Genomic DNA, 23,234 nt, shown 5'->3' on the forward strand with positions numbered 1-23,234 from the left:
CTCGTAGACGTGCAGCGTGATGCCCTTCCGTTCTACCGTGTCATGGCCTACGTCACCGGAGTCTTCTTGCTGTTGCTCTGTGTGGCGATCTACCTGCGGTACGGTCCGCCAGACGAGCCGGGTATGAGTGCGGTGGTCTCGCCGATTCACGGCTGGTTGTACGTCGTCTATCTGGTCGCGGTGGGATTGCTGGTCTATCAGCGTGGATGGCGTGGCTTACACGTCCTGCTGATCGCTCTGGCCGGCACCGTGCCGTTTGCGTCATTCGTGGCCGAGCGTTTCGTCGTCAAGAAGGCACGTGAGGGCGAGCGGATTCGCTGACCTGTTCGGTCTCGCCCGGATGGTCCGGATCGTCGGGATCGGGGCCTTCGGCCGTGCGACGCGAGCGCACACCAGAGCGTACGGCCGAAGCCCAGAAGGCGATCGCCGCTAGGCCAAAGATCCACCATTGGGCTGTGTAGGAGAGGTTCTGCCACGGACTCACGTTCCGGATGGGAGCTAACTCATCGACATCGACGGGAGTGACGCCCGGCGTGTCAGGGCGTTCCGTCGTGCGGAGCACGTATCCGTGAACGATGTGATCGCCGGGGAGACCCGTGGCCGTGCTGAACGGTTCGGGCGCGATATAGCCGAGTTCTGAGTCACCGAGTTCTTGATCGCTGCGCACCGTGGCATGCTGGGGGGTCTCCGGCGGTAGCAGATAGCCGTGCACCGTGACCTCGGACGACGCCGGCTCGGTGACGTCGTCGGGTTCCTCGACCCATCCGCGTAGTACCGGCACGATGGTGCCATCGGCCGTTTCGAGAGGAATCAGGACGAACCATCCCAGGGTGCTGTCATGGATGCGGCCTGGGATGATGAATTGGTGCTCGTTGAGATACTGCCCTTCGGCACGCACCGGACGGTCAGCGGCCGTGCCGATGTCGTGTCCGGGGGTCACGAGCTGGTCGATCGCCGTGGGCGGCTGGTCGCGCTCGTCCTGGCGGGAGGTGGTGTCCTGGAACACGTTCAGCTGCCACCAGCCCGCGATCACACAGATGGCCAGCGCCACGACGAGCGCGAGGTGGACGGCCAGCCACCGCGGAGTCACCAGGAACCGGAGCATGTTCACCACCGTAGCCGGGTAGCGGGACGGACGGGTCGAGTGACCCGTGAGAGTACGGACATGTTGGTGGATGTGCTGAGAAACGAGACGCTGACGAGTAGGCTTCGTCCCGTCACGATAATGGTCAGACGACATGGGTGGGCCAGCGGATATGACCACGATGGAGAGAAGAGCACCGATGACTCGACCGCACCCGTTGACTGCCTTGAAGGAGCGGGAGTGGGCGGAATCTTGGGAGGAGCAGCAGCGGGTTGTTGAGGAGCAGCTCAACTCGCAGCGAGGAAGCTGGCTTCCCAACGTCGTCGAGCGTCGTCTGTGGGGTGCTCTGCGATGGACGTCCGGACGTCCCGGTCACGCCGCAACGTCCGGCCGCGCCGTAGCGGAGAAGTTCGTCGTCATCCGCCCCGATGGCGTCGATGAGAACGCCATGCAGCGGGTGGTCCACGCGCTGGACGAGCCGGCACCGATGATGCGCATCCTCGGTTTCGGGCTGCATCGACACCATCTGATCGGCATGGCGGCCGGAGCAGTCGGCGCCGCGGCTCTCCTCGCCGCGGGCGCGGCTGCGATCGGCGCGGGGCTGTTCGGCATCGTGCTCGTCGTGCTCCTGGGCTTGGTGGGCGGAGCGATCGGCGGATCGGTGACCGCGCAATTCTTCGCCGAGCGTCAGCGCCAGGCCGTGCTGCGCGACGACCAGCACCTGCGGCTCATCCTCGGCCGCTACGCGCCGAAGTCGTGGCTGCGCCTGGTCGAGGCGGCCTCGGCGCTGGAGAGCGTCCTCCCGCGGGGTGCGAGCACGGCCGAGGGCGACCCGGACGCGCAGACCGTCGAGGCCATTCAGATCGCCATGTGGGAAGCGGCCGGGTTGCTGCTCACATCGTCCGATCACACGGGCATGGATGTGCTGGCCGAAGGAGTGGAGCGCCTCGAACGAGCCCACCGGCGTGGGATCGGCCGCTGATCGGCAGACGCGCGCCGCCGGCGCGGATGTGAGCTGCGGGCGGCGACATAACGGCAGGACGCCGTGTGCAGCGGCGGAAGTAACGGGCGCCGGCAGTGCCCCGTGGGTCGATCTCAGCCCTGGTGATGCAGCGCGAGCACCGACTCGATGGTGTCGGCCTCGGCGGCGGGCTTATCCGGGCGGTGATGCAGCACGCGAGCGAAGCGCAGGGTGACTCCGGCCGGGTAGCGCGGCGAAGCCTGCACGCCGTCAAAGGCGATCTCGGCGAGTAGCTCGGGCCGCACGTGCACCACCCAGTGCTCCGTCGGGCCGTCTGCCAGAGCCCGCAACCGGTCCGTCTGCCAGGTGAGCATCTGATCCGTCAGCCCCTTGAAGGTCTTGCCCAGCATGACGAACCCGCCGGCGGGACCGAACCGGCCTTGCGGATCGCGGGCGCCGAGGTGAAGGTTGGACAGCCAGCCCCGGCGGCGCCCGCTGCCCCACTCGGCGGCGAGGATCACCAGATCGAGGGTGTGCCGGGGCTTCACCTTCAACCAGCCCGAGCCGCGGCGTCCGGCTTCGTACGGAGCCGTGACGGATTTCGCGATGATTCCCTCGTGGCCCTGCCGGATGGCGTCGGCGAAGAAGTTCTCGGCGACGCCGGCATCGTCGGTCACGATGTGCGGGATGCGCTGGTGCGCGGGAACGACACCGGCCAACGCCTCCCATCGGCGCTGTCCGGGCTCGGCGAGCAGATCGGCGCCATCGAGATGCAGGCAGTCGAAGAAATACACCGCCAGCGGGAGCTGCTCGCGGGCACGCGCGACGTCGGTACGATGTCCGATCCGTGACGACGTGCGCTGGAACGGCAGGGGACGCCCGGAAGGGTCGAGGGCGAGTGCCTCCGCGTCGAGGACCAGTGAACGAGCCGGAAGCGCGCGGGCCGCGTCGACGATCTCGGGAACCCGGTCGGTGATGTCGTCGAGCGTGCGCGAGAAGATCCGGACGTCAGTGCCGTCGCGATGGACCTGCACCCGGACCCCGTCGAGCTTCCATTCGATGCCCGCCTCGCCGAGCTGTTCGATCGCCTCACCGATGGTGGACGCCGGGGACGCGAGCATGGGACGCACGGGCGATCCTACGGTCAGCCGGAACCGTTCCAAGCCGTCCGCGCCGTCGGCCAGTGCGGCCGCGGCAACGGGCACGAGTGCTCCGGCGACCGTGACCGCACGGCGCACGTCTGCGGCCGGAAGGTCGGTGGCGGTGGCGACGGCCTCGGTGAGCAGGCCATCGAGTGCTCCCTGGCGGACCTCACCGGTGACGAGCCCGGCCAGCAGCCGCTGCTCGGGCTCCGTGACCCGGGCGAGCAGCTCGTGAAAGGCCGCGCGCTTCGCCGTCGTCGAACCCTTTCCGGACAGCTCGGCGATACGCGCGAACTCGGCGTCGACCTCGGAGAGTGTGAGTTCCGGATGGCCGGCTGCCGGGGGTATGGACCGCAACGCCGCATAGCCCAGCCCGGTACGTCGCTGCCGTAGCTCACCCGCAAGATAGCTGGCGACCACGTCGGCCTCGCCCGCGCTGGCACGGCGCAGGCAGTTCGAGAGCAGCCGGATCTTCTCTGAGCGGGCGCTGGTGCCCGCCACGGCACGCGAGGTTTCGGCAACGTCGACGAAGCGCATACTGCCCAGTCTGCCGGGTGCTACCGACAACGAGCCCGGCACGAACCCGCCTCGTCGGGTGTGCCGGGCCGTAGGCTCCGGAGTCGTGGGACCAGGGACCGGACCGGGGACCCGGAGCTGGACCTGCGACCTGGGGAGGGGCCTCAGGTGGTCTGCGCGTCGCTGCCGAGGACCACGTCGACGGTGGTCTCCTCACCGTCGCGCACGACCGTGAGTGTGACCTCGTCGCCGGGATCGTAGGAACGAACAGCGGCGATGAGCGTGATGTGGTCCTGAATCACGCGATCATCGATCTGGGTGATGACGTCACCTTGCTGCAGGTCAGAATCAGCAGCGGCGCCGTCCCGGGCGACCTCCACGACGCGAGCACCCTGGGTGTCCTGCGGGGTGTCGACACCGATCCCGATCTGGGCGTGTGTCGCGTTGCCGTTCTGGATCAGCTCCTCGGCGATACGGCTCGCCTGGTCGATGGGGATGGAGAAGCCCAGCCCGATCGAGCCGGATTGCGGCCCCAAGGTCGCGATCGCGCTGTTGATCCCGATGACCTCACCCGACATGTTCACCAGCGGACCGCCGGAGTTGCCCTGGTTGATCGGCGCGTCCGTCTGCACGGCGTCGATCACCGTCTGCGCAGTACGCTCCTCGCCGACGGCTACCGGCCGTTGCAGCGCGGACACGATGCCCGTCGTGACCGTCCCCTGGAGGCCCAGCGGCGAGCCGATCGCGATGACCTGCTCGCCGACACTGAGCTCCCCGGAGCTGCCGAACGGTGCGGCAGGCAGATCGGAGACGCCTTGTGCCTCGATCACGGCCAGGTCGGTCATCGGATCGGTCCCGACGACTACCACGTCGGTGGAGGTGCCGTCCTCGAAGGTTACCTGGAGCTGCCCGCGAGCACCGGCGGCCTCGACGACGTGGTTGTTGGTGAGGATCTGACCGTCAGAGGAGATGATCACGCCGGAACCGGTGGCATTGTCTTGCCCGAACTGTCCGGGCACCGTGATCGATACGACGCTCGGCAGGATCTCGTTGGCCACGTCTTCCACGGATCCGGACGGTGCGGAGGTGTCGGCGGCCGTGTTGTCGTTGCTTGCCAAGCTGCTCTCGACAGGCTCTCGTGTCGACTGCTGCTCGTCCGATGCGTCGAGCACGCCGTACACCGCGGCGCCCGCGCCACCACCGATGAGTGCGCCGATGACGAGCCCGGCAACGAGCACCCGCCCCCGGTTCTTCTTCGGCTGCTGGGGTGCGGAACCGGGTGCGGCCAGCACGGTCGTGTCTGCTGCCCCTGACCCGGCGTTGGCCGTGGAGGCAGCGGGAGTGGCATGCGGCCCGGAACCCGCCCCGTGGGGTGCGGCGCCAGGCTGAGACGCGGATGAGTTGCCGGAGTGGGTTTGGTGGCCCTGGGCCCCGCCGGTGACGTTCCACGGGTCGGGTCGATCCTGCGTACCCGACGGCCCGGACCAGCCCGCCCCGGGCACCGGAGGAGGCGGCGGCGAGGAGCCGTGCTGCTCGGCGGAGTCATGTTGACTGGATTCTTGGTGACGCGACTCGTTCATAGTTCCAACCGTTACCCGAAACTCTGAAATCCTGCTGAGATTCAGGCTAAAGAACGCGAAGAAGGCGATGGTAGCGACATGGTGAGGCGGGCACCTCCCGAGGGTGCGCGGCCGGCATAGACGTGCCCTCCATGACGCTCGGCGGCGGTACGCACGATCGCGAGTCCCAGCCCCGAACCGGGACGACCGCGGGCTTCGGACGAACGATAGAAGCGTTCGAAAACGTGTGGGAGGTCCTCATCGGCGATGCCGGGCCCTTCGTCACAGACGTCGATGGTCCCATCGCGCAAGGTGACCGTCACGGTGCCATTGGCCGGACTGTACTTGGCGGCATTGTCCAGGAGGTTCGTGATGGCCCGGCCGAGCAGTTGAGCGTCACCGTCGACCATCCACGAGTGCAGATCCGCCGAGAAGGTCACGCCGGGAGCGCGTCGCTGCACCCGGGACAGGGCATCGCGGACGACGTCGGCCAGATCGACGCGGCTCGATGCCGACTGCGGACGATCTTCCCGGGAGAGTTCGACAAGATCTCCCATGAGCTGGGACAGCTCTTCGGCTTGTGCCCGGACGTCGGCGATGAGCTGTGCCCGCTCGTCGGCGTCGAGCCCGCCTTGGCGATCACTTTGTTCCAGCAGATCGAGGTTGGTGCGCATGCTGGTCAGCGGCGTGCGCAGCTCGTGCCCAGCGTCGGCAACCAGGCGTGCCTGACGCAACCGCGCGTCGTTGAGTGCGGCGAGCATGGCGTTGAACGCGTGCGCCAGGCGGGCTATCTCGTCGTTGCCGTCGACGTCGATGGGGTCGAGACGCTGCGTGCGGGCTACGTGCTCGGCGGCGTCGGTGAGCCTCCGGACGGGCCGCAGGCCGGCTTGGGTGATGGAGACACCGGCCCAGGCGGCGACGAGGATGCCGAGACCACCGACGACGAACGAGACGACCTGCAGACGGTCGAGAGTACGCTCGGTCGGCTCGGTGGACTGTGCGAGCACCAGGGCGAGCCCGGGTCCTGCGGGGACGGCGACGACGCGATAGGAATCGCCCTGCAGTTCTGCCGTACGTACGCTGTGCGGGGTCGAGCCGCGTGCGACAGCGAGTTCTGGCTCGCCCAGTGGTGGCGCGCTCTCCTCTCCCTGGGCGCTCCAGGCGTTGGAGCCCGTGTCGTCGAAACCGACGATCGCGATCCGCAGGTCGGCAGCGAGGATGGCCTCGGCGGGTACCTGCACCAGGGTGGACGGCTCCCCTAGAGGTGTGGACACCGCCTCTTGCGCACGTTCGATCAGGTTATCGTCGACGCTCTGGGTGAGCTGGCTGGAGACGGTGAGGTATGTCGCGAGTGCGGTGAGCGTGACGGCCAGCCCGACGCTGAGCGCTGCGAGCGCCCCGATACGTACCCGCAGCGACAGCCGGCGCAGCCGTCGTTGCAACGCCTGCCATGCCCGCGACGCGTGCGAGTTGCTCGGCTGCGGAGGTGGCGGTGGATGCTGCGGAGGTGGCGGTGGGGAAGGCGCGGGTGTGTGGCCACTCACGGTGGATCCTCCCGGGCGACGTAGCCGACACCCCGGACGGTGTGGATCAACCGCGGTTCGCCTTCGGCCTCGGTCTTGCGTCGGAGATAGCCGATGTACACCTCCAGAGAGTTCGCCGTGGTGGGGAAGTCGTAGCCCCAGACCTCTTCGAGGATGCGCTCGCGCGTGAGTACGTGCCGGGGATGCCGCATCAACAGCTCCAGCAGGGAGAATTCGGTGCGCGTGAGCCGCAGATGCCGGTCACCGCGGGTGACCTCGCGGGTGGCGGGATCGAGGGTGAGGTCGGCGAGCTGGAGTCTCTCGGATTCTGGCGATCCGGCCGGCGCGGATCGGCGCAGCAGCGCCCGCAGGCGGGCCAGGAGCTCTTCGAGGGCGAACGGCTTGGGAAGGTAATCGTCGGCGCCGGCATCGAGTCCAGAGACCCGGTCGGATACCTCGTCTCGTGCGGTCAGCATGAGGATCGGCACGTCGTTGCCAGCGGCGCGCAGGGCGCGGCAGGTGGCCAAGCCGTCGAGGCGGGGCATCATGACGTCGAGGACGACGGCGTCAGGTTGTGCCTGGCTGACATATCGCAGCGCCTCTTCGCCGTCGCTGGCGAGCTCCACGCCGTAGCCGTTGAACGCTAGCGATCGGCGTAGTGACTCCCGTACTGCGGGGTCGTCGTCGACGACGAGAACGTCCATGACGCTCAGTGTGCCGCGTCGACGTGAAAAACGCCTGAGACGTGCCCACCAGCCCCACCCCAGATTCAGAATGATCATGTTTGGTACGTTTCCTCGGGCCGTAACACGTCTACAGCCGTGTTACGGCCCGAGGAAACGTACCAAACATGATCATTCTGACGTGGTGGAGTTGTCGGGGGCGGCGAGGTCGGGGTCGTCGGCGGCGAAGGTACGGACCGGCCCAGGAGGGGTGTCGGCAGTCTCGAAGCGCACCGTGACGCGGCCGAGGCCGCTGCCCCACACCCAACCGGGGCCATACTGCGTGTGAACGACGTCCATTCCGGGCACCCACGGGTGCTGGCGGTGCAGCGCCGCGTCGATGTCGATGTCACGTTCACGGGCGCCACGCTCGCCGGACCCACCCACGCCGGGTTCACCCACGCCCGGCCGACGTTCACCGGCCACATGCTCGCCGGGTTCGCGCTCGCCCGCCTCACCGTTACCGCTCACGTCATCCGAACGGCCGGCGTCATCCGTGTCGACGGAGCTGAGCAGGTCATGCTGCACCCAGTCCGACAGGCCGGACACGCCGACACCGAGGAGCCGGATTCCGCTCGAGGTGTCGATCTCGTCGAGGAGTTGTACCGCCAGCCGCGAGATCTCGCGGGCGGCGTCGGTGGGTCCGGGCAACGTGACCGAACGGGACAGGGTGGTGAAATCGTGCAGCCGCGCCTTCAGCGTGACGGTCCGGCCGGAGTGGCCCGACGCGGCGAGTCGCTCGGCCACCTTGCTTGCCATGCGGTTCACCAGGGCGGTGAGCAGCGCCGGCTCGGTGATGTCGTGGTCGAACGTGTCCTCGACACTGATGGATTTCGACGCGCGCTCCGAGCTGACCGGCCGATCGTCGTATCCTCGGGCGAGACGGGACAGCGAGCGCCCGTGCGCTTCGCCCAGGAGATCGACGAGTTCGTGTTCGGACATGGTCGCCAGATCGCCCACGGTCTTGATGCCGAGGCGGGCGACGCGATCGGCTGTGGCGGGCCCGACGCCCGGCAGCACCCGGACCGACATGGGATGCAAGACATCGAGCTCCGTTCCCGGCTCGATGACGACGAGGCCGTCGGGCTTGGCCTTCTCCGACGCGATCTTGGCGAGCGTTTTAGATGTCGCGGCGCCGACACTGGCGGTGACGCTGGTGGCCGCGTGGATGTTGGAGCGCAACCGCTCGCCGATGCCACGCACCGCAGTGGCGGAGAGATCGTCGTGCTCACCGGCGGCGAGATCGACGAAGGCCTCGTCCAGCGACAGGGGCTCCACCAGCGGGGAGAGTGTGTGCAACTGCTCCATCACGGTGCGGCTCACCGCACGGTATGCGCCGAACCGGCCAGCCAGGAAGGCGGCGTTCGGGCATCGCGATCGGGCTTCCGACATGGGCATCGCGGAGCGGACGCCGAAATCACGGGCCTCGTAGGATGCAGTGGACACGACGCCGCGGGGGCCGAGTCCTCCGACGATGACCGGCCGGCCACGCAGGGACGGCTTGTCGCGCTGTTCGACCGCGGCGAAGAAGGCGTCGAGGTCGAGATGGAGCACGCTCGGGTCGGTCCGGGCGGTCATCGATGCACCATATCCTGTCAGAACCCGGGAAGACTCGTTGACGATCCGCTATACGGGGCGGGATGGAGGATGTCGGTGGCGAACGCGCACACGCTAGTCTCGGGTGACGCCGAGACCAGCGCCGACGAGAAACGAGCGAGAGAAGGCTGGATGCGATGACGGCGATCGTTGTGGGCTATGTTGCCAAGCCAGAGGGACGCGCCGCGTTGCGCCGTGCTGCCGAAGAGGCGAAGCTCCGCGGTGCGCGCCTGGTGGTCATCCACTCGGAGCGGGGCGGACGGGACCTCGAGCCCGAGGAGAGCCTCCAGCATGACGCGGAACTGGAAGATGTGCGTACGCAGCTTGCCGAGGCCGGCGTGGAGGCCGACGTGCGGCAGCTGGTGCGCGGCATGGATGTCGCTGACGATCTAATCGCGGTCGCCGAAGAGTCGTCGGCGGATTTCATCGTCATCGGGCTACGCAAGCGCAGTCCTGTGGGAAAGTTGATCCTGGGTAGCAACGCGCAGCGTATCCTTCTGGACGCGCCGTGCCCGGTGCTGGCCGTTAAGGCAGAGGATGCCACGAAGGTGGAAGGCGCAACGTGATGGTCGAACTACACCTGGTCGGGGAGCCGGCCGCCGACGAGCTGCTGGCCCGCGATCCTTTCGCGTTGTTGGTGGGGATGCTGCTGGACCAGCAGGTGCCGATGGAACGCGCGTTCGCGGGTCCGGCGACGATCGCGGCCCGGCTGGGCACCAGGTCGCTGGATCCCGGTGCGATCGCGGCGTACGATCCCGAGGAGTTCGCGAGCGTGCTGGCGGAGAAACCCGCCGTGCACCGGTTTCCCGGCTCGATGGCCGGAAAGGTGCAGAAACTCGCTGCCTATGTCACGGAGAACTGGGGTGGCGATGCCGGAGCGATCTGGCGGGACGCCGAGACGGGCGAGAAGCTTCTGGCCCGGCTGCGAGCGCTGCCCGGATACGGCGAACAGAAGGCTCGTATTCTCCTGGCGCTCTTGGGCAAGCAGTTCGGCGTGCAGCCGGAGGGGTGGCGCGAGGCCGCTGGCCCCTATGGTGAGCAGGGCGCCAAGCGGTCCGTCGCCGACGTCGTCGATGCCGATTCGCTGCTCGAAGTCCGCGAATTCAAGCGGCAAGCCAAGCGCGCGGCGAAGGGGTAGGTGCCGTGCGGCCAGCGGATGCGCAGCGGCTACTGGGAGCGCTAGCCGGCGCCGACGCACCCGTCGGGTTCGCTGTCTTCGACGACGAGTGCCGCTACCTGGCCGTCAATGCTTTTCTCGCCGACAGATCGGGTAAGACGGTCGCCGAGCACCTGGGCCGGCGGCCGGGCGATGTGCTGCCGCCGGAACTGGCCAGGCACACCGAGACGATGGTGGACCGGGTGCTGCGCACCGGCGAGACGGTGAAGGCGGACGAGCCGCCGTCGCCTGCCGCCGACGGCTCGGTGGCCTATCTGCGGTCAACCTGGTATCTCGTCGACGAGGGGCCGCGCCAAGAGGTCGCGATGTTCGTCGTGGACGACACGTCGCAGCGCAGTGCTCTCTCGGCGCTTCGGCACAGCCGGGCCCGCAACGCCCGGTTGCTGGAAGTCGCCGAGGAGCTCGCCGATGCGATGACGGTCAGCGAGGTCATCGCGGCCGCATCGGTGATCGGCCGGGCGACGGTGGGCGCACGCTGGACGGCGATCACGCTGGTGGGTGAGGACCGCGAGAGTGGTCAGGGCCCGTTCGTCTCGCGCTGGCCGGACGATGCCGTGACGCCCATGACCGAGGTGGTGCGGACCGGGTGGCCGCTCTTCCTGCCCAACCGCGAGCGGGCACGCCAGGATTTTCCGGACGGCCGTTTCCAGGAATTCCTCGACACGACCGATGAACGGTCCTGGGCCGTGCTGCCCTTGTCGACGGATTCCGGCCGGATCGGAGCCATCCGGTTCGCATTCGATCATGAACAGGAGTTCCAGTCCGAGGCCTGCCGCTTCCTGCGGGCGGTCGCCCAGCAATGTTCGGTGGCGCTCGAGCGTGCCCGGATGTTCGAGCAGGAGCGCAGTGCCACCGAGTCGCTGACAGAGAGCCTGAAACCGCCGGTACTGCCCCGTATCGACGGGCTCGACCTGCGCGCCCGCAACGTGCCGGGGGGAGTGGTACAGACCGTCGGCGGTGATTGGTACGACGCGATCGAGCTGCCGGATGGACAGGTGACCGTCGTCGTCGGTGACGTGATGGGGCACGGGCTGCCGGCGGCGTCCGGCATGGGTCAGCTGCGCGCTGCCCTGCGCGCGCTAGCCCTGGCGAATCCGGAGCCGAGCGCGGTGCTGTCCGGTCTAGACCGGCTGGTCGAGGGCGGGGGATCGGTCGAGATGGCGACGGTCGTGTATCTGCTGCTCGATCCGGCCGAAGGCGTGGTCCGTCTCGGCGACGCCGGCCATCTTCCGCTGGTGCGTATACCGCCGGAGGGCCGTCTGGAGTTGATCGACAGCGGGACCGACACCACGCCCATCGGTGTAGCCGAGCCGCGGCACACGCGCAGGATCGACCTGACTCCCGGCGAGGTTCTCGTCGCGTTCACCGACGGATTGGTGGAGAATCGCAGCCGTGGTGTTGAGGAAGGTGTGGGTGAGCTCCTTTCGTGCCTCGAGGATCACCGCAAGGACCCCTTGGAACCTATGCTCGACGCGGTGGTCGAGCGACTACGCACGGTGGGCCCATCCGACGATCTCACCATTCTCGCGCTACGGTGGAGACGGCCGTCGTGAGCCACGCCACGTTTCATTTCTCACGGTCCGGGAGGAGTGCGGAGAGCCTGCGCCATGTCAGAATGATGTGTTGCCCCATCCTGAATGTCCCTGAAGCCAGTCGAAGCCAGTTAGCGAGAGGTTGTTCGTGTCGCGAAGCTCGTCCCGTTCCAAGTACGCCCGGATCTTCGAGCTGCCGCCCGTACAAGAGCTTGTGATGCGAGGTCGTGAAACCGGCTCGGTGCATGCACAGGAGGTACGTGCCGCATGCGAGGCGGCGAACCTTCCGATGAAGGAGAGCCGCCTCGTCGTTGAGCATTTGAAGACTTCAGGTATTACTGTCGAGATAGCGGCCGAGGATTCGCGGGGCAATGGCAAGCGGGTCATGGCTGCTGCGTCTCGGCGAGTGTCGACGACGGCGACCGCACCAGCGGACAAGGAACCCAAGCAGCCAGCGAAGAAGAGCGAGGGATCTGTGAAGACTGCGGTGAAGAATACCCCGACGGCAGCAGTTGATGACGAGCCCTCTGACGCGGCGGAGGCCGATGTGCTGGACGAAGCGGTCGCCGCGCCGAAGGACGCAGGCACCGCGAAGAAGTCGGCCCGCAAGAAGGACCCGGATCCGGTTGCCGAGGTCGAGGCAGAGGATCTCGTGGTTCCCGACGAAGACGTGGAAGATCCGGATCCGGAGGTCGTCGCCGAAGACGACGAGGTAGAGGACGAGGTCGAGCTGACCGTTTCTCCCGCGCTCCCCGACGGCCCGGAGCCCAGCGAGCTCACGGACGAGGGCTTCGTCCTGTCCGAGGAAGACGACACGGACGAGCCCGAGCAGCAGGTGGCCGTCGCGGGCGCCACGGCGGATCCGGTCAAGGATTACCTCAAGCAGATCGGTAAGGTCCCGCTGCTCAACGCCGAGCAGGAGGTGGAGCTCGCCAAGCGAATCGAGGCGGGGCTGTTCGCCGAAGAGAAGCTGGCCAACGAGTCCTCGGACATGGACGGCAAGCTCAAGAGCGAGATGAAGTGGATCGCCGAGGACGGCCGGCGAGCCAAGAGTCACCTCCTCGAGGCGAACCTGCGGCTGGTGGTGTCGCTGGCGAAGCGCTACACCGGCCGGGGCATGTTGTTCCTGGACCTGATCCAAGAGGGAAACCTCGGCTTGATCCGGGCGGTCGAGAAGTTCGACTACACCAAGGGCTACAAGTTCTCCACGTATGCGACGTGGTGGATTCGCCAGGCGATCACGCGGGCGATGGCGGATCAGGCGCGCACCATCCGGATTCCGGTGCACATGGTCGAGGTCATCAACAAGCTCGCCCGGGTGCAGCGGCAGATGCTGCAGGACCTAGGCCGCGAACCGACGCCTGAGGAGCTGGCGAAAGAGCTCGACATGACCCCGGAGAAGGTCGTCGAGGTTCAAAAGTACGGCCGGGAACCGATCTCCTTGCACACGCCGCTGGGCGAGGACGGCGACAGCGAGTTCGGGGATCTCATCGAAGACTCCGAAGCGATCGTGCCGGCAGAGGCCGTGTCGTTCACGTTGCTGCAAGAGCAGCTGCACGCGGTGCTGGACACGCTGTCCGAGCGCGAGGCCGGTGTGGTGTCGATGAGGTTTGGGCTCACCGACGGACAGCCGAAGACGCTGGACGAGATTGGCAAGGTTTACGGCGTGACCCGGGAGCGGATCCGCCAGATCGAGAGCAAGACGATGAGCAAGCTTCGGCACCCGTCGCGTTCGCAGGTCTTGCGCGACTACCTGGGCTGATCGGAGCCGACGAGACGGGACGGGGCGTGCTCGGGACGCCGTCATGGCCGGCACGGCCGTAGGTGGTGAGGATGAGTTCGCCTGGTGACATCGAGCGGCGACGGACGCCCGGTCTCATCGGTTTGGTGATCCCGGTGCTGGTGCTTGCCGCGTCGATGTGGGTCCTCGAGATCGTCGACGCGTTACCCGGGCTGGATCTCGATCGATATGGCATCCAGCCACGCAGCGCCGAGGGTCTGGTGGGCGTGGTTGCCGCGCCCGTGCTGCACGGCGGCTTCGATCATCTGATCGCGAACACGGGTGCGTTCCTGCTGCTGGGATCGCTCGTCGCGGTGACGACGAGGATGTTCTGGCCGGTAACGATCGGCGTGACGCTGCTCGGGGGCCTGGCCACGTGGTTGACGGCGGCGTCGAATACGAACCACATCGGTGCCAGCGGGCTGGTTTACGGTTTCGCCGCGTTCCTCGTGGCCTGGGGCCTGCTGACACGCAAGGTCGTGAACATCCTGGTGGCCGTCGTCGTGGTGATCATGTACGGCGGCATCGTTGTGGGTTTGTTACCCGGCCAGCCCGGAATCTCGTGGCAGGGCCACCTGTTCGGAGCGGTGGCTGGTGTGGTGATGGCGTACGTCATGCGCCAGCGCCACGGTACGGCCGCCGTGGCACGACGGGTGTAGGGCCCGTCGACGGATACGGGTGTGAGCCCGTCAGGGATATAAGTCCCGTCTGGGTGATGCGTCCACTTCTCAGCTGTGGAGTGTGGGTGCGTGCGCTTCTCGGCTGTGGGAGCCAGCTCGTCCCGCGTCGTTCCGCCGGGCAGCTGCCGGAGAACCGGGGAGCCGACCGCCAGCTGACACCTCCAGCTGGCGGCCCGCCTCACGGCGAGGCTGTCACCCGGGCGGCTCGGTCTCGTTGAGGCGGGCCGTCTCGTCGTGCCACTCGATGGCCATCGGCCGGAGCTTGGGCTCGTGCTTCCGGCCATGGTGACCACAGAACAACAGCTCACCTTGATCGAGAACCGCACGGATGTAGGCCTGGGCGCCGCAGCTGTCGCAGCGGTCAGCAACGTTCAACGGCTTGGTCGCGAGACTAGCTGTCACTTTCGCGCACCTTCCTGATCGATGGGCCACCGCCGAGCGATGGTCATGTCGTGCATCCGTACAAACATCTCACCATCGGAATCCGTTCCCGCCATCACGCAACGGGCCGGGTTCGCTCTACGCGTACAGGATGCCCGGTGACTCTGGTCACACGGATCAGGCGTCATTGCCGAGCCGAGGCCGGGATCAACGAGAATCCCGGCGCCCCGCATTGTGACATCGTTCGTCTGATATGGCACGTCGATCACGTTATGCCTCCGTCGGATCGGGCGTGGCACGTGAACCTCGTCGGTGTGGCCGACTATGCTGGCGGCGCTGATGCATGGTCGGATGCATCCGGAACAGTCCAGGTGAGGAGGGCTCACGCAGTGACGGCTCAACCAGCCGGTACCCGTAGCCAGGGCAGTGATTACACCGCACGCCACCTATCGGTCCTGGAAGGCTTGGAGGCGGTGCGCAAGCGGCCGGGTATGTACATCGGGTCCACCGACTCACGTGGGCTGATGCATTGCCTCTGGGAGATCATCGACAACGCGGTGGACGAGGCGCTGGCTGGTCATTGTGACCGGGTCGAGGTGCTCTTGCGCGCCGACGGCGCCGCGGAGATCCGCGACAACGGGCGCGGCATTCCGATCGACCGGCACAGCCGTTCTGGCCTGTCGGGCGTCGAGGTGGTCTTCACCAAGCTGCATGCCGGCGGCAAGTTCGGCGGCGGCTCCTACGCGGCCACTGGCGGCCTGCACGGTGTCGGGGCCAGCGTGGTCAACGCGCTCTCGGCACGGCTCGACGTCGAGGTGGACCGGGACGGCCGGACCCACGCGATGTCGTTTCGTCGCGGTGAACCGGGAACGTTCTCCGGTGACGGCCCGGACGCCGGCTTCGAACCGTTCACCGACCATTCCGAACTGCGCGTGATCGGCAAGACGGCGAAGCGCGCGTCGGGCACGCGTGTGAAGTTCTGGGCCGATCCGCAGATCTTCCTCGACGAGGCCGAATATGCCTGGGACGAGCTGCTCTCGCGGGCCCGGCAGACGTCGTACCTGATCCCGGGTCTGGAGCTGGTGATCCGCGACGAGCGTGGCGAGGCCGCCGTGGAGGAGAAGTTCCGCCACGACGGCGGCATCAGCGAGTTCGTGGAGTACTTGAGTCCGGGCGCTCCCGTCACGGACGTCTTGCGGTTGACCGGGCAGGACACGTTTCGTGAGACGGTGCCGGTGCTGGACGAGGACGGTCAGCTTATCTCCAAGGACACCGAGCGCACCTGCGAGGTCGACATCGCTTTGCGCTGGGATGGCGGCTACGACACCGTCTCGCGATCGTTCGTCAATGTCATCGCCACGCCCAAGGGCGGCACGCATGTCACGGGCTTCGAGCAGGGTCTGGTCAAGGCGCTGCGGGAGCAGGTGAAGGCCAACGCGCGGCGGTTGAAGGCGGGCAATGACAAGATCGAAAAGGATGACGTCCTCGAAGGGCTGACTTCCGTCGTCACCGTACGGCTGGACGAGCCACAGTTCGAGGGCCAGACGAAGGAGGTCTTGGGGACCTCGGCGGTGCGCACGATCGTGGCCGGTGTGGTGGAGCGGGAGATGAAGGCCTTTCTCACGTCCACCAAACGCGCGACGAAGCCGCAGGCGTCGGCCGTGCTGGAGAAGGTGGTCTCCGCCGCCAAGGCGAGGGTGGCCGCGCGGCTGCACAAGGAGACCGTGCGCCGCAAGAATGCCCTCGAAACGAGCACCATGCCCACCAAGCTGGTCGATTGCCGGTCCACTAGCCTCGATCGGTCCGAGCTTTTCATCGTCGAGGGTGATTCGGCGCTCGGTACTGGCCGGTCCGCGCGGGACGCGGAGTATCAGGCGCTGCTGCCGATCCGGGGCAAGATCCTGAACGTGCAGAAGGCGTCGGTCGGCGACATGCTCAAGAACGCCGAGTGTGCCTCGATCATCCAGGTGGTCGGCGCGGGTTCGGGCCGCACGTTCGATATCGAACAGGCCCGTTACGGCAAGGTGATCTTGATGGTGGATGCCGACGTCGACGGCGCGCACATCCGTACCTTGTTGATCACGCTGTTCTTCCGGTACATGCGGCCCTTCGTCGAGGCAGGGCGGTTGTTCGCCGCCGTGCCACCACTGCACCGGATCGAGCTGATCAACCCGAAGAAGGGCCAGGAGAAGTACATCTACACCTACACCGATGCCGAGCTGCACCGGGTCACGCTCGACCTGCAGCGCAAGGGCGTACGGTGGAAGGAACCGCCGCAACGCTACAAGGGGCTGGGTGAGATGGATCCGGATCAGCTGGCCGAGACGACGATGGATCCGCGCCACCGGCGGTTGCGCCGGATCACGGCGACGGACGCTGAAGCCGCGGAGCGGATGTTCGAGCTGCTGATGGGTAACGATGTGGCGCCGCGCAAGGAGTTCATCATCGCCGGGGCGGCCGAGCTCGACCGCGATCGCATCGACGCATAGGCAGGGCGGCTTCGTCGAGCGAGGGTTCAGTTAAGCTGACCCCGATGGTGTCGAAGATCTTCCTGCTCGTGCACGCGCCGCTGCTCGGCCCGGCCACGTGGGAACTCGTTCGCCGCGAGCTCGGCCGGGCGGGTCACACGGTGGTGGTCCCGGACCTGCGCGGGTGCCTGATTCCGCCGCAGGGATGGTGGGATCGGGCCGCGGATGCGGCCGTGCGCGACGTGCCGGAGCCTCCCGACGTCGTCGTCGGTCACTCGGGCGCGGGCACCGTGCTGCCACTCGTCGCTCACCGGGCGGGCGCGCGTCGGGTGGTGTTCGCCGATGCGGCGATCCCCGCCGAGTCCGGCGTGACGCGGCCGTCGGAGCAGATGCGCGAGCTCATCCGTTCGCTGGCAGCCGGGGACGGCCAGCTGCCGCCATGGTCGCGGTGGTGGGGCCGGGGCGTGATGGAAGAGCTCGTACCGGACCAGGACACCCGCCAGGCGATCGAGGCCGAACAGGTGCGGCTGCCGGCGAACTTCTATGACGAGGACGTGCCCGTGCCCGACGAGTGGGGTAGCGACGTCCATTACGTGCAGCTCAGTCCCGCGTACGACGAGGACGCGGCGATGGCGGCCGAACGCGGCTGGACCGTGACGAAGCTGCCGGGCCTTCATCTGGACATCGTGCGCCGGCCCGGCGACGTCGCAGCAGCGCTGGAGCGTGTGGCCGCGTCGCGGTGATCCTTGACCTCGCCAGGTGGCGGAGGCCCCTGCGCTCGCCCAGGTGACCGAGGGGCGAGCGCAGGGCGCGCGAGACGAGCCCGTGCTCGCCCCCTCGATCGTGGTCAGGCCGCAGGTTCCAGCCGACCCGTGGCGACATCGTAGATGAACCCGCCAACGGCGATTCCGGGCGGCAGGAACGGCCATGACCGGATCTTCTGCGTGTCGTTCTCCAGTGTCTGACGTTGGTCGGCAACCAGGCCGAAATCGAGGCTGCGGACATCGACGCCGGACGCGGTTTCGATGGTCTCGATCACCTGATCACGGGTCGCGCTGGCCATCTTGCAGTTGGTGTGTGCCACCACCATGATCCGCTCCACGCCGAGGAGATGGGCTCCGAGCACCAGGGTGCGCAGCACGTCCTCGGTGACACGCGCGCCCGCATTGCGGATGATCTTGGCGTCGCCAGGATTCAGTCCCAGCATGGCCAGCGGATCGATGCGCGAATCCATGCACGTCACGACCGCCAGGCCGCGCGCGGCACGCGCCTGGAGGCCGTGCAGATCGAATGTTTGCGCGTAGGCGTCGTTGGCGGCAAGGACGTCGTCGAACGATGTGTGCTCGTTATTCACCGGACCCTCCAGACGGCGTGACGGGACCACTGATGCAGGCGATCGGTTGCGCCGCCGGTGTCCCCGAACCGTCCCGGCGGCCTGGCTCGTCCGGCAGGTCGACGGGAACGCCACTCGGGGCGGCGGCTCGTGGCGGGGCCGGACCGGCCCACGCGACGATCAGAGAGTCCTCACCTTTGAGGAACCGATGGCAGCGTACGCCGCCGGTGGCGCGGCCCTTCGCCGGGTACTCCGAATAGGGAGTGACCTTGACCGTTCCGGTCTGCGTGCCGGGCAACGCCGACGACGAACCAGCCACCGTCACCACGCTGGCCTCGACCTGCGGATCCACGGCTCCGAAGTACACGACCCGCGCCTCCTGGTTGAGCTTGATGCCGGCCACACCCGCACCGGAGCGCCCCTGCGCGCGCACCAGGCTGGCGGAGAAATGCAGCAGCTGCGCCTCGGACGAGATGAACACGAGATCTTCCTCGCCGGTGCGCAACTGCACGGCGCCGACGACGCGGTCGCCGTCATCCAGGCGGATGACGTCCCAGGAGTCCTTGTTGGACGGGTGTTCCGGTGCCACCCGCTTGACCACACCACGTTCGGTACCCAGGGCCAGGCCGGGGGAGTCGGGGTCGAGCGTGGCCAGGCACAAGATGCGTTCGCCTTCGTCCAGCTCGATGAACTCCTTCACCGGCGCGCCTCCGGCCAGCGTGGGTGACGCGGTGGGTGGCAGCGCCGGCAGTTCGAGCGCGGAGATCCGGATGACCCGTCCCGCGTTCGTCACGGCGGCGACCTCGCCACGAGCGGTCCCGGGAACGCTGGAAACGATGAGGTCGTGCTTGGCTCGTTTGTCGCCCGGCACCAGCGGATCGTCCCCGGCGGTGCGGGCCAGCAGGCCGGTGGAGGAGAGCAGCACCTGGCACGGGTCGTCCGCGACTTCCAGCGCCGAGGCGGGCTGGCGGGTGGCGGGCGTGCCGGAGTCTTCCAGCAGGACCGTGCGGCGGGGCGTGGCGTGTGCCGCGGCGACCTCGGCGAGCTCGTTCGACACGACCTCGCGCATCCGCTGCGGGTCGTCGAGCATCTCGGTGAGCTCGGCGATGGTGCGGCGCAGGTCCTCGGCTTCCTTGTCGAGTTCCAGGCGATCGTACTTGGTAAGCCGGCGAAGCGGGGTGTCCAGGATGTACCGGGCCTGGATCTCGGAGAGATCGAAGATCTGCATCAGCCGGTCACGCGCGGCGGTGGAGTCGTCCGACGAGCGGATGACGGCGATGACTTCGTCGATGTCGAGCAGCGCGACGAGCAGGCCGTCGACGAGATGCAGCCGGTCGGCGGCCTTCTTTCGCCGGAACTCGCTGCGTCGCCGCACGACGTCGAGACGATGGTCGATGAAGACTTGGAGCAGCTCTCTGAGGCCCATGGTCCGCGGCTGGCCGTTGACCAGCGCGACGTTGTTCATGGAGAACGAGTCCTCCAGCGGCGTGAGCCGGTAGAGCTCCTCCAGTACCGCCTCGGGCACGAAGCCGCTCTTGAGCTCGACGACCAGCCGCAGGCTGGTGTTGCGGTCGGTGTAGTCGACGACGTCGGCCACGCCGGACAGCTTCTTGTTCTTCACCAGGTCGACGATGCGCTCGCGGATCCGCTCGGGTCCCACCATGTACGGAAGCTCGGTGATGACGATTCCCTTGCGGCGTGCGGTGATGTTCTCGATGCGCGCCGTCGCCCGTGTCTTGAAGGCACCGCGGCCGGTCTCGTAGGCGTCGCGGATGCCGTCCAGGCCCACGATGCGACCGCCCGTGGGCAGGTCCGGCCCCGGCACGAAGCGCATGAGGTCGTCCAGGGTGGCGTCGGGATGGGCGATCAGGTGCCGGGTGGCCTCGATCACTTCACCGAGGTTGTGCGGCGCCATGTTGGTAGCCATACCAACCGCGATCCCGCTTGCCCCGTTGACCAGCAAGTTCGGGAATGCCGCCGGTAGCACTTCGGGCTGCTCGAACTGGCCGTCGTAGTTCGGCACCATGTCGACGACGTTCTCGTCGAGCGTGCTCGTGAGCAGTGTCGCCGGCTCCGCCATCCGGCATTCGGTGTATCGATATGCCGCGGGGCCGGCGTCCAGGGACCCGAAGTTGCCGTGCCCGTCCACGAGCGGGACACGCATCGCCCACGGCTGGGCCATGCGAACCAGCGTGTCGTAGATGGCGGTGTCGCCGTGCGGGTGTAGCTTCCCCATGACGTCGCCGACCACGCGCCCGCACTTGACGTGGGCGCGGTCGGGCCGCAGGCCCATCTCGTGCATCTGGAACATGATGCGCCGCTGCACCGGCTTGAGGCCGTCACGGGCATCGGGAATGGCGCGGGAGTATATGACCGAGTAGGCGTACTCGAGGAAGCTTCCGCGCATCTCCTCGGAGACGTCGACGTCGGTGATCGTCTCTTCGAAATCCTCGGGCGGGGGAGTAGTGGTTCGGCGTGCCATGCCGCCTATTCTTACGCCTCGCCCCGACGGGAGCGGACAGCGACCCGCGTCCGAGCATCATCGCCATCGCGAGGACGGGACGGTATCGATGCCGGCGGGAGCCAGCCGTGAGGTTATATCCGGGCGCGCGGCAGCCGGACGGCGAAGCATACGTCCCGATCGGCGTTCTCCACGCTGACGTCCCCGCCGTGCGCCCGCGCGATCTCCCGGACGATAGCCAGTCCCAGTCCCGCGCCTCCGGCGTCCCGGCTGCGGGCGTCGTCGAGCCGGGTGAACCGCTCGAAGATCCGTTCCCGATCGCCCGCGGGAACGGGCGGCCCGTCGTTGGAGACGCGCAGCTCGGCCAGCCCGTCCTGGTCGTCGCCCGGCCAGACCGCGACGCGTACCCGGGTGGACGCGTGGCGGACGCCGTTGTCGACGAGATTGCGGATCATCCGGTGGAGTGCCTCCGGATCGCCGCGGACCGTCACGGGGTCACCGGTCTCGACGGTGACCGGGACGCGGGGCTCGGGGATTGACCGCGCCGCGCTGTCGGCGATCTCGCGCAGGTCACCTGTACCGGTGGCCTCGACCGTGCGCTCGTCGAGGCGGGCGAGCATCAGCAGATCGTCGACCAGCCGCGCCATGCGTTCGACCTCCTCAAGCGCTTCGCTGGCGGTCTCGTGCGGGTCGATCCGGTCCGGGTGGGCGAGGGCGACCTCCAGCTCGGTGCGCAGTGTCGCGAGCGGGCTGCGCAGCTCGTGAGCGGCGTCGGCGACGAAGGCGCGCTGGCGAGCGGAAGCCGCTCCGAGCCGGCGGAGCATGTCGTTCAGGGTGACAGCGAGCCGGTGCAGCTCGTCACGGGCAGCCGGAACGGGCAGGAGCCGGCCCTCACCAGTGCCGGTGATCTCCGCGGCACCGTGCCGCAGTTCCTCGACGGGGCGCAGTGTCCGGCCGGTGATGAACCACGTCAACCCTCCTACGGCGACGGCGCATCCGGCCGTGACGCTGACGGCGGCGAGCTTGAGCAGGTCGGCCGTGCGCCGCTGTTCGGCCAGGGAGACGGCGACGATGACGGTGTGCGGCCCGTCCGGCGAATCGGCCCGCGCGGCGACGACCCGGAACGTGTGCGTCTGGCCCAGCCGGGTGCCGGGCATCTCGATCGCCTCGCCGGCGCGCGCGGCCGCCATGTTGGCCCCGGTGACGATCGGTGCCAGCTGGTCACCGCCGGGTGTGGAGGCGAGTACCCGGTTCTCGGCGTCGACGACCTGGGCGATCGCCGCGCCGGAACTCGGCAGCGGGTTGGTGAGCCGGTCCGCTTCGACGAGGGCGGCGATGTCGGTGGCGTGGCTGCGCGCCGATTCGTCGAGCGCGTTGAGCAGTGTCCGCTCGAGCAGTGTCTGGGTGACGAGGCCACCGACGCCGAGCCCGAGCGTGGCGACGACCGTGGCCACGAGCGTCAGCCGGGCCCGCAACGAGAGGGTACGTCTGCGGCGGTGCGTCCACAGCCGGCGCGCCCACCGTCCCGGCGCATTCATGATTCTTGATCATCCACTAGCCGGTAACCCGCACCGCGGATCGTGCGCAGGCTGTGCCGGTCGAACGGGATATCGATCTTGCGGCGCAGGTAACCGACGTAGACCTCGACGATGTTGGGATCGCCGTCGTAGTGCGGGTCCCACACGTGTTCGAGCAGCTCCATCTTCGACACCACCTCGTCGCGCCGGTGCATCAGGTACTGCAGCAGGCCGAACTCGCGAGGCGTGAGATCGATTGGGTGCTCGCCCCGGCGTACCGTACGGGTCGCCGGATCGAGGGACAGATCGCCGGTGCTGAGGACGGAGGGGCGCTCGGGCGCACCACGCCGGATCAGGGCGCGCAAGCGGGCGACGAGCACGACGTACGAGAAGGGCTTGGTGAGGTAGTCGTCGGCGCCGACGTCGAGCCCGTCGGCCTCGTCGTACTCGCCGTCCTTGGCCGTGAGCATGAGGATCGGCACCCAATTGCCCTCCTCCCGCAGTGCCCGGCAGATGCGATACCCCGACAGCGATGGCAGCATGATGTCGAGGACGACGGCATCGTAGGTCTTCTCGCGGGCCATGTGCAGGCCCTCGAGGCCGTCGTAGGCCAGCTCGACGGAGAAGCCCTCGGCGGACAGGCCGCGGCGCAAGGCTCGCGCCAGCCCGCGTTCGTCCTCGACTACCAGGATCCGCACGCGCCCAGTCTCTCGTGTCAGCGGGCGAGCGTGGTGGACCTCTCAGACTTTTCACAGTGCCCGGAGCGCACAGTCGGGGGTAGCGGGGTCGGCGTGCAAAGGAG

At 67.8% G+C, this 23,234-nt stretch carries 20 protein-coding genes; 9 read left to right on the forward strand and 11 right to left on the reverse strand.

Annotated elements, in window-relative coordinates; translation table 11 throughout:
* Positions 1–9: 9 nt before the first annotated feature.
* Complete coding sequence (locus tag DPM12_RS14770; protein ID WP_211659005.1) at positions 10–321, forward strand: DUF3817 domain-containing protein; 312 nt, start codon at positions 10–12, stop codon at positions 319–321.
* On the opposite strand, the gene DPM12_RS14775 is transcribed toward DPM12_RS14770, so the two are convergent.
* Positions 287–1,105 carry an SURF1 family protein gene (locus DPM12_RS14775; RefSeq protein ID WP_158542899.1) on the reverse strand — a complete coding sequence of 273 codons (819 nt, stop codon included), beginning with the start codon at positions 1,103–1,105 and terminating at the stop codon, positions 287–289. The two genes, DPM12_RS14770 and DPM12_RS14775, sit on opposite strands and share 35 nt — an antisense overlap.
* 178 nt (positions 1,106–1,283) lie before the next feature.
* Between DPM12_RS14775 and DPM12_RS14780 the strand changes: the two genes are divergently transcribed.
* A complete protein-coding gene (locus DPM12_RS14780) occupies positions 1,284–2,066 on the forward strand; it encodes a hypothetical protein (protein ID WP_112259103.1) in 783 nt (260 codons plus the stop codon).
* 113 nt (positions 2,067–2,179) lie between these two features.
* On the opposite strand, the gene DPM12_RS14785 is transcribed toward DPM12_RS14780, so the two are convergent.
* From DPM12_RS14785 to DPM12_RS14805, 5 genes are all read right to left on the reverse strand, one after another.
* Positions 2,180–3,724: an ATP-dependent DNA ligase gene (locus DPM12_RS14785; RefSeq protein WP_112259104.1), complete on the reverse strand. Its 1,545-nt coding sequence runs from the start codon at positions 3,722–3,724 to the stop codon at positions 2,180–2,182.
* Between the two features lie 143 nt (positions 3,725–3,867).
* Positions 3,868–5,283, reverse strand: a complete 1,416-nt coding sequence (locus tag DPM12_RS14790; RefSeq protein ID WP_112259105.1) for a S1C family serine protease — start codon at positions 5,281–5,283, stop codon at positions 3,868–3,870.
* A 41-nt stretch (positions 5,284–5,324) separates the two neighbouring features.
* Positions 5,325–6,806 carry a sensor histidine kinase gene (locus DPM12_RS14795; RefSeq protein WP_211659006.1) on the reverse strand — a complete coding sequence of 494 codons (1,482 nt, stop codon included), beginning with the start codon at positions 6,804–6,806 and terminating at the stop codon, positions 5,325–5,327.
* Positions 6,803–7,489, reverse strand: a complete 687-nt coding sequence (locus tag DPM12_RS14800) for a response regulator transcription factor (RefSeq protein ID WP_112259107.1) — start codon at positions 7,487–7,489, stop codon at positions 6,803–6,805. Before DPM12_RS14800 ends, DPM12_RS14795 begins: the two co-directional genes overlap by 4 nt.
* A gap of 150 nt (positions 7,490–7,639) precedes the next feature.
* Positions 7,640–9,085, reverse strand: coding sequence for a DNA polymerase IV (locus tag DPM12_RS14805; protein ID WP_112259108.1), 1,446 nt, complete (start codon positions 9,083–9,085; stop codon positions 7,640–7,642).
* 155 nt (positions 9,086–9,240) lie between these two features.
* Here DPM12_RS14805 and DPM12_RS14810 point away from each other — a divergent pair, with 155 nt between their 5' ends.
* The 5 genes from DPM12_RS14810 (at position 9,241) to DPM12_RS14830 (ending at position 14,251) form a co-directional block, all read left to right on the forward strand.
* Positions 9,241–9,669: a universal stress protein gene (locus tag DPM12_RS14810; protein ID WP_112259109.1), complete on the forward strand. Its 429-nt coding sequence runs from the start codon at positions 9,241–9,243 to the stop codon at positions 9,667–9,669.
* A complete protein-coding gene (locus DPM12_RS14815; RefSeq protein ID WP_112259110.1) occupies positions 9,669–10,241 on the forward strand; it encodes an HhH-GPD-type base excision DNA repair protein in 573 nt (190 codons plus the stop codon). The genes DPM12_RS14810 and DPM12_RS14815 overlap by 1 nt, the downstream gene beginning before the upstream one ends.
* Positions 10,242–10,246: 5 nt before the next feature.
* The gene (locus DPM12_RS14820; RefSeq protein WP_112259111.1) at positions 10,247–11,833 is read left to right on the forward strand and encodes a SpoIIE family protein phosphatase; all 1,587 of its coding nucleotides are present in this window, start codon (positions 10,247–10,249) and stop codon (positions 11,831–11,833) included.
* A gap of 127 nt (positions 11,834–11,960) precedes the next feature.
* Positions 11,961–13,574, forward strand: a complete 1,614-nt coding sequence (locus DPM12_RS14825; RefSeq protein WP_425467599.1) for an RNA polymerase sigma factor — start codon at positions 11,961–11,963, stop codon at positions 13,572–13,574.
* Positions 13,575–13,645: 71 nt separating this feature from the next.
* Positions 13,646–14,251 (forward strand): rhomboid family intramembrane serine protease, encoded by a 606-nt coding sequence (locus DPM12_RS14830; protein ID WP_112259112.1) that lies wholly within the window; start codon positions 13,646–13,648, stop codon positions 14,249–14,251.
* A 213-nt stretch (positions 14,252–14,464) separates the two neighbouring features.
* On the opposite strand, the gene DPM12_RS14835 is transcribed toward DPM12_RS14830, so the two are convergent.
* Complete coding sequence (locus DPM12_RS14835) at positions 14,465–14,674, reverse strand: DUF7455 domain-containing protein (protein ID WP_112259113.1); 210 nt, start codon at positions 14,672–14,674, stop codon at positions 14,465–14,467.
* Between the two features lie 368 nt (positions 14,675–15,042).
* Here DPM12_RS14835 and DPM12_RS14840 point away from each other — a divergent pair, with 368 nt between their 5' ends.
* Positions 15,043–17,142, forward strand: a complete 2,100-nt coding sequence (locus tag DPM12_RS14840; protein ID WP_245951282.1) for a DNA gyrase/topoisomerase IV subunit B — start codon at positions 15,043–15,045, stop codon at positions 17,140–17,142.
* Positions 17,143–17,186: 44 nt separating this feature from the next.
* On the forward strand, positions 17,187–17,864 hold the full coding sequence (locus tag DPM12_RS14845) for an alpha/beta fold hydrolase (protein ID WP_112259115.1): 678 nt from the start codon (positions 17,187–17,189) through the stop codon (positions 17,862–17,864).
* Positions 17,865–17,968: 104 nt separating this feature from the next.
* Here DPM12_RS14845 and DPM12_RS14850 read toward each other — a convergent pair whose 3' ends face one another.
* The 4 genes from DPM12_RS14850 to DPM12_RS14865 form a co-directional block, all read right to left on the reverse strand.
* Positions 17,969–18,475 (reverse strand): beta-class carbonic anhydrase, encoded by a 507-nt coding sequence (locus DPM12_RS14850; protein ID WP_112259116.1) that lies wholly within the window; start codon positions 18,473–18,475, stop codon positions 17,969–17,971.
* Positions 18,468–20,936, reverse strand: a complete 2,469-nt coding sequence (locus DPM12_RS14855) for a DNA gyrase/topoisomerase IV subunit A (protein WP_112259117.1) — start codon at positions 20,934–20,936, stop codon at positions 18,468–18,470. The genes DPM12_RS14850 and DPM12_RS14855 overlap by 8 nt, the downstream gene beginning before the upstream one ends.
* A 113-nt stretch (positions 20,937–21,049) precedes the next feature.
* Complete coding sequence (locus DPM12_RS14860; RefSeq protein WP_112259118.1) at positions 21,050–22,453, reverse strand: sensor histidine kinase; 1,404 nt, start codon at positions 22,451–22,453, stop codon at positions 21,050–21,052.
* Positions 22,450–23,130: a response regulator transcription factor gene (locus tag DPM12_RS14865; protein ID WP_112259119.1), complete on the reverse strand. Its 681-nt coding sequence runs from the start codon at positions 23,128–23,130 to the stop codon at positions 22,450–22,452. The genes DPM12_RS14860 and DPM12_RS14865 overlap by 4 nt, the downstream gene beginning before the upstream one ends.
* Between the last annotated feature and the right edge of the window lie 104 nt (positions 23,131–23,234).

The organism is Phytoactinopolyspora halophila, assembly GCF_003287285.1.
Taxonomy (GTDB): domain Bacteria; phylum Actinomycetota; class Actinomycetes; order Jiangellales; family Jiangellaceae; genus Phytoactinopolyspora_A; species Phytoactinopolyspora_A halophila.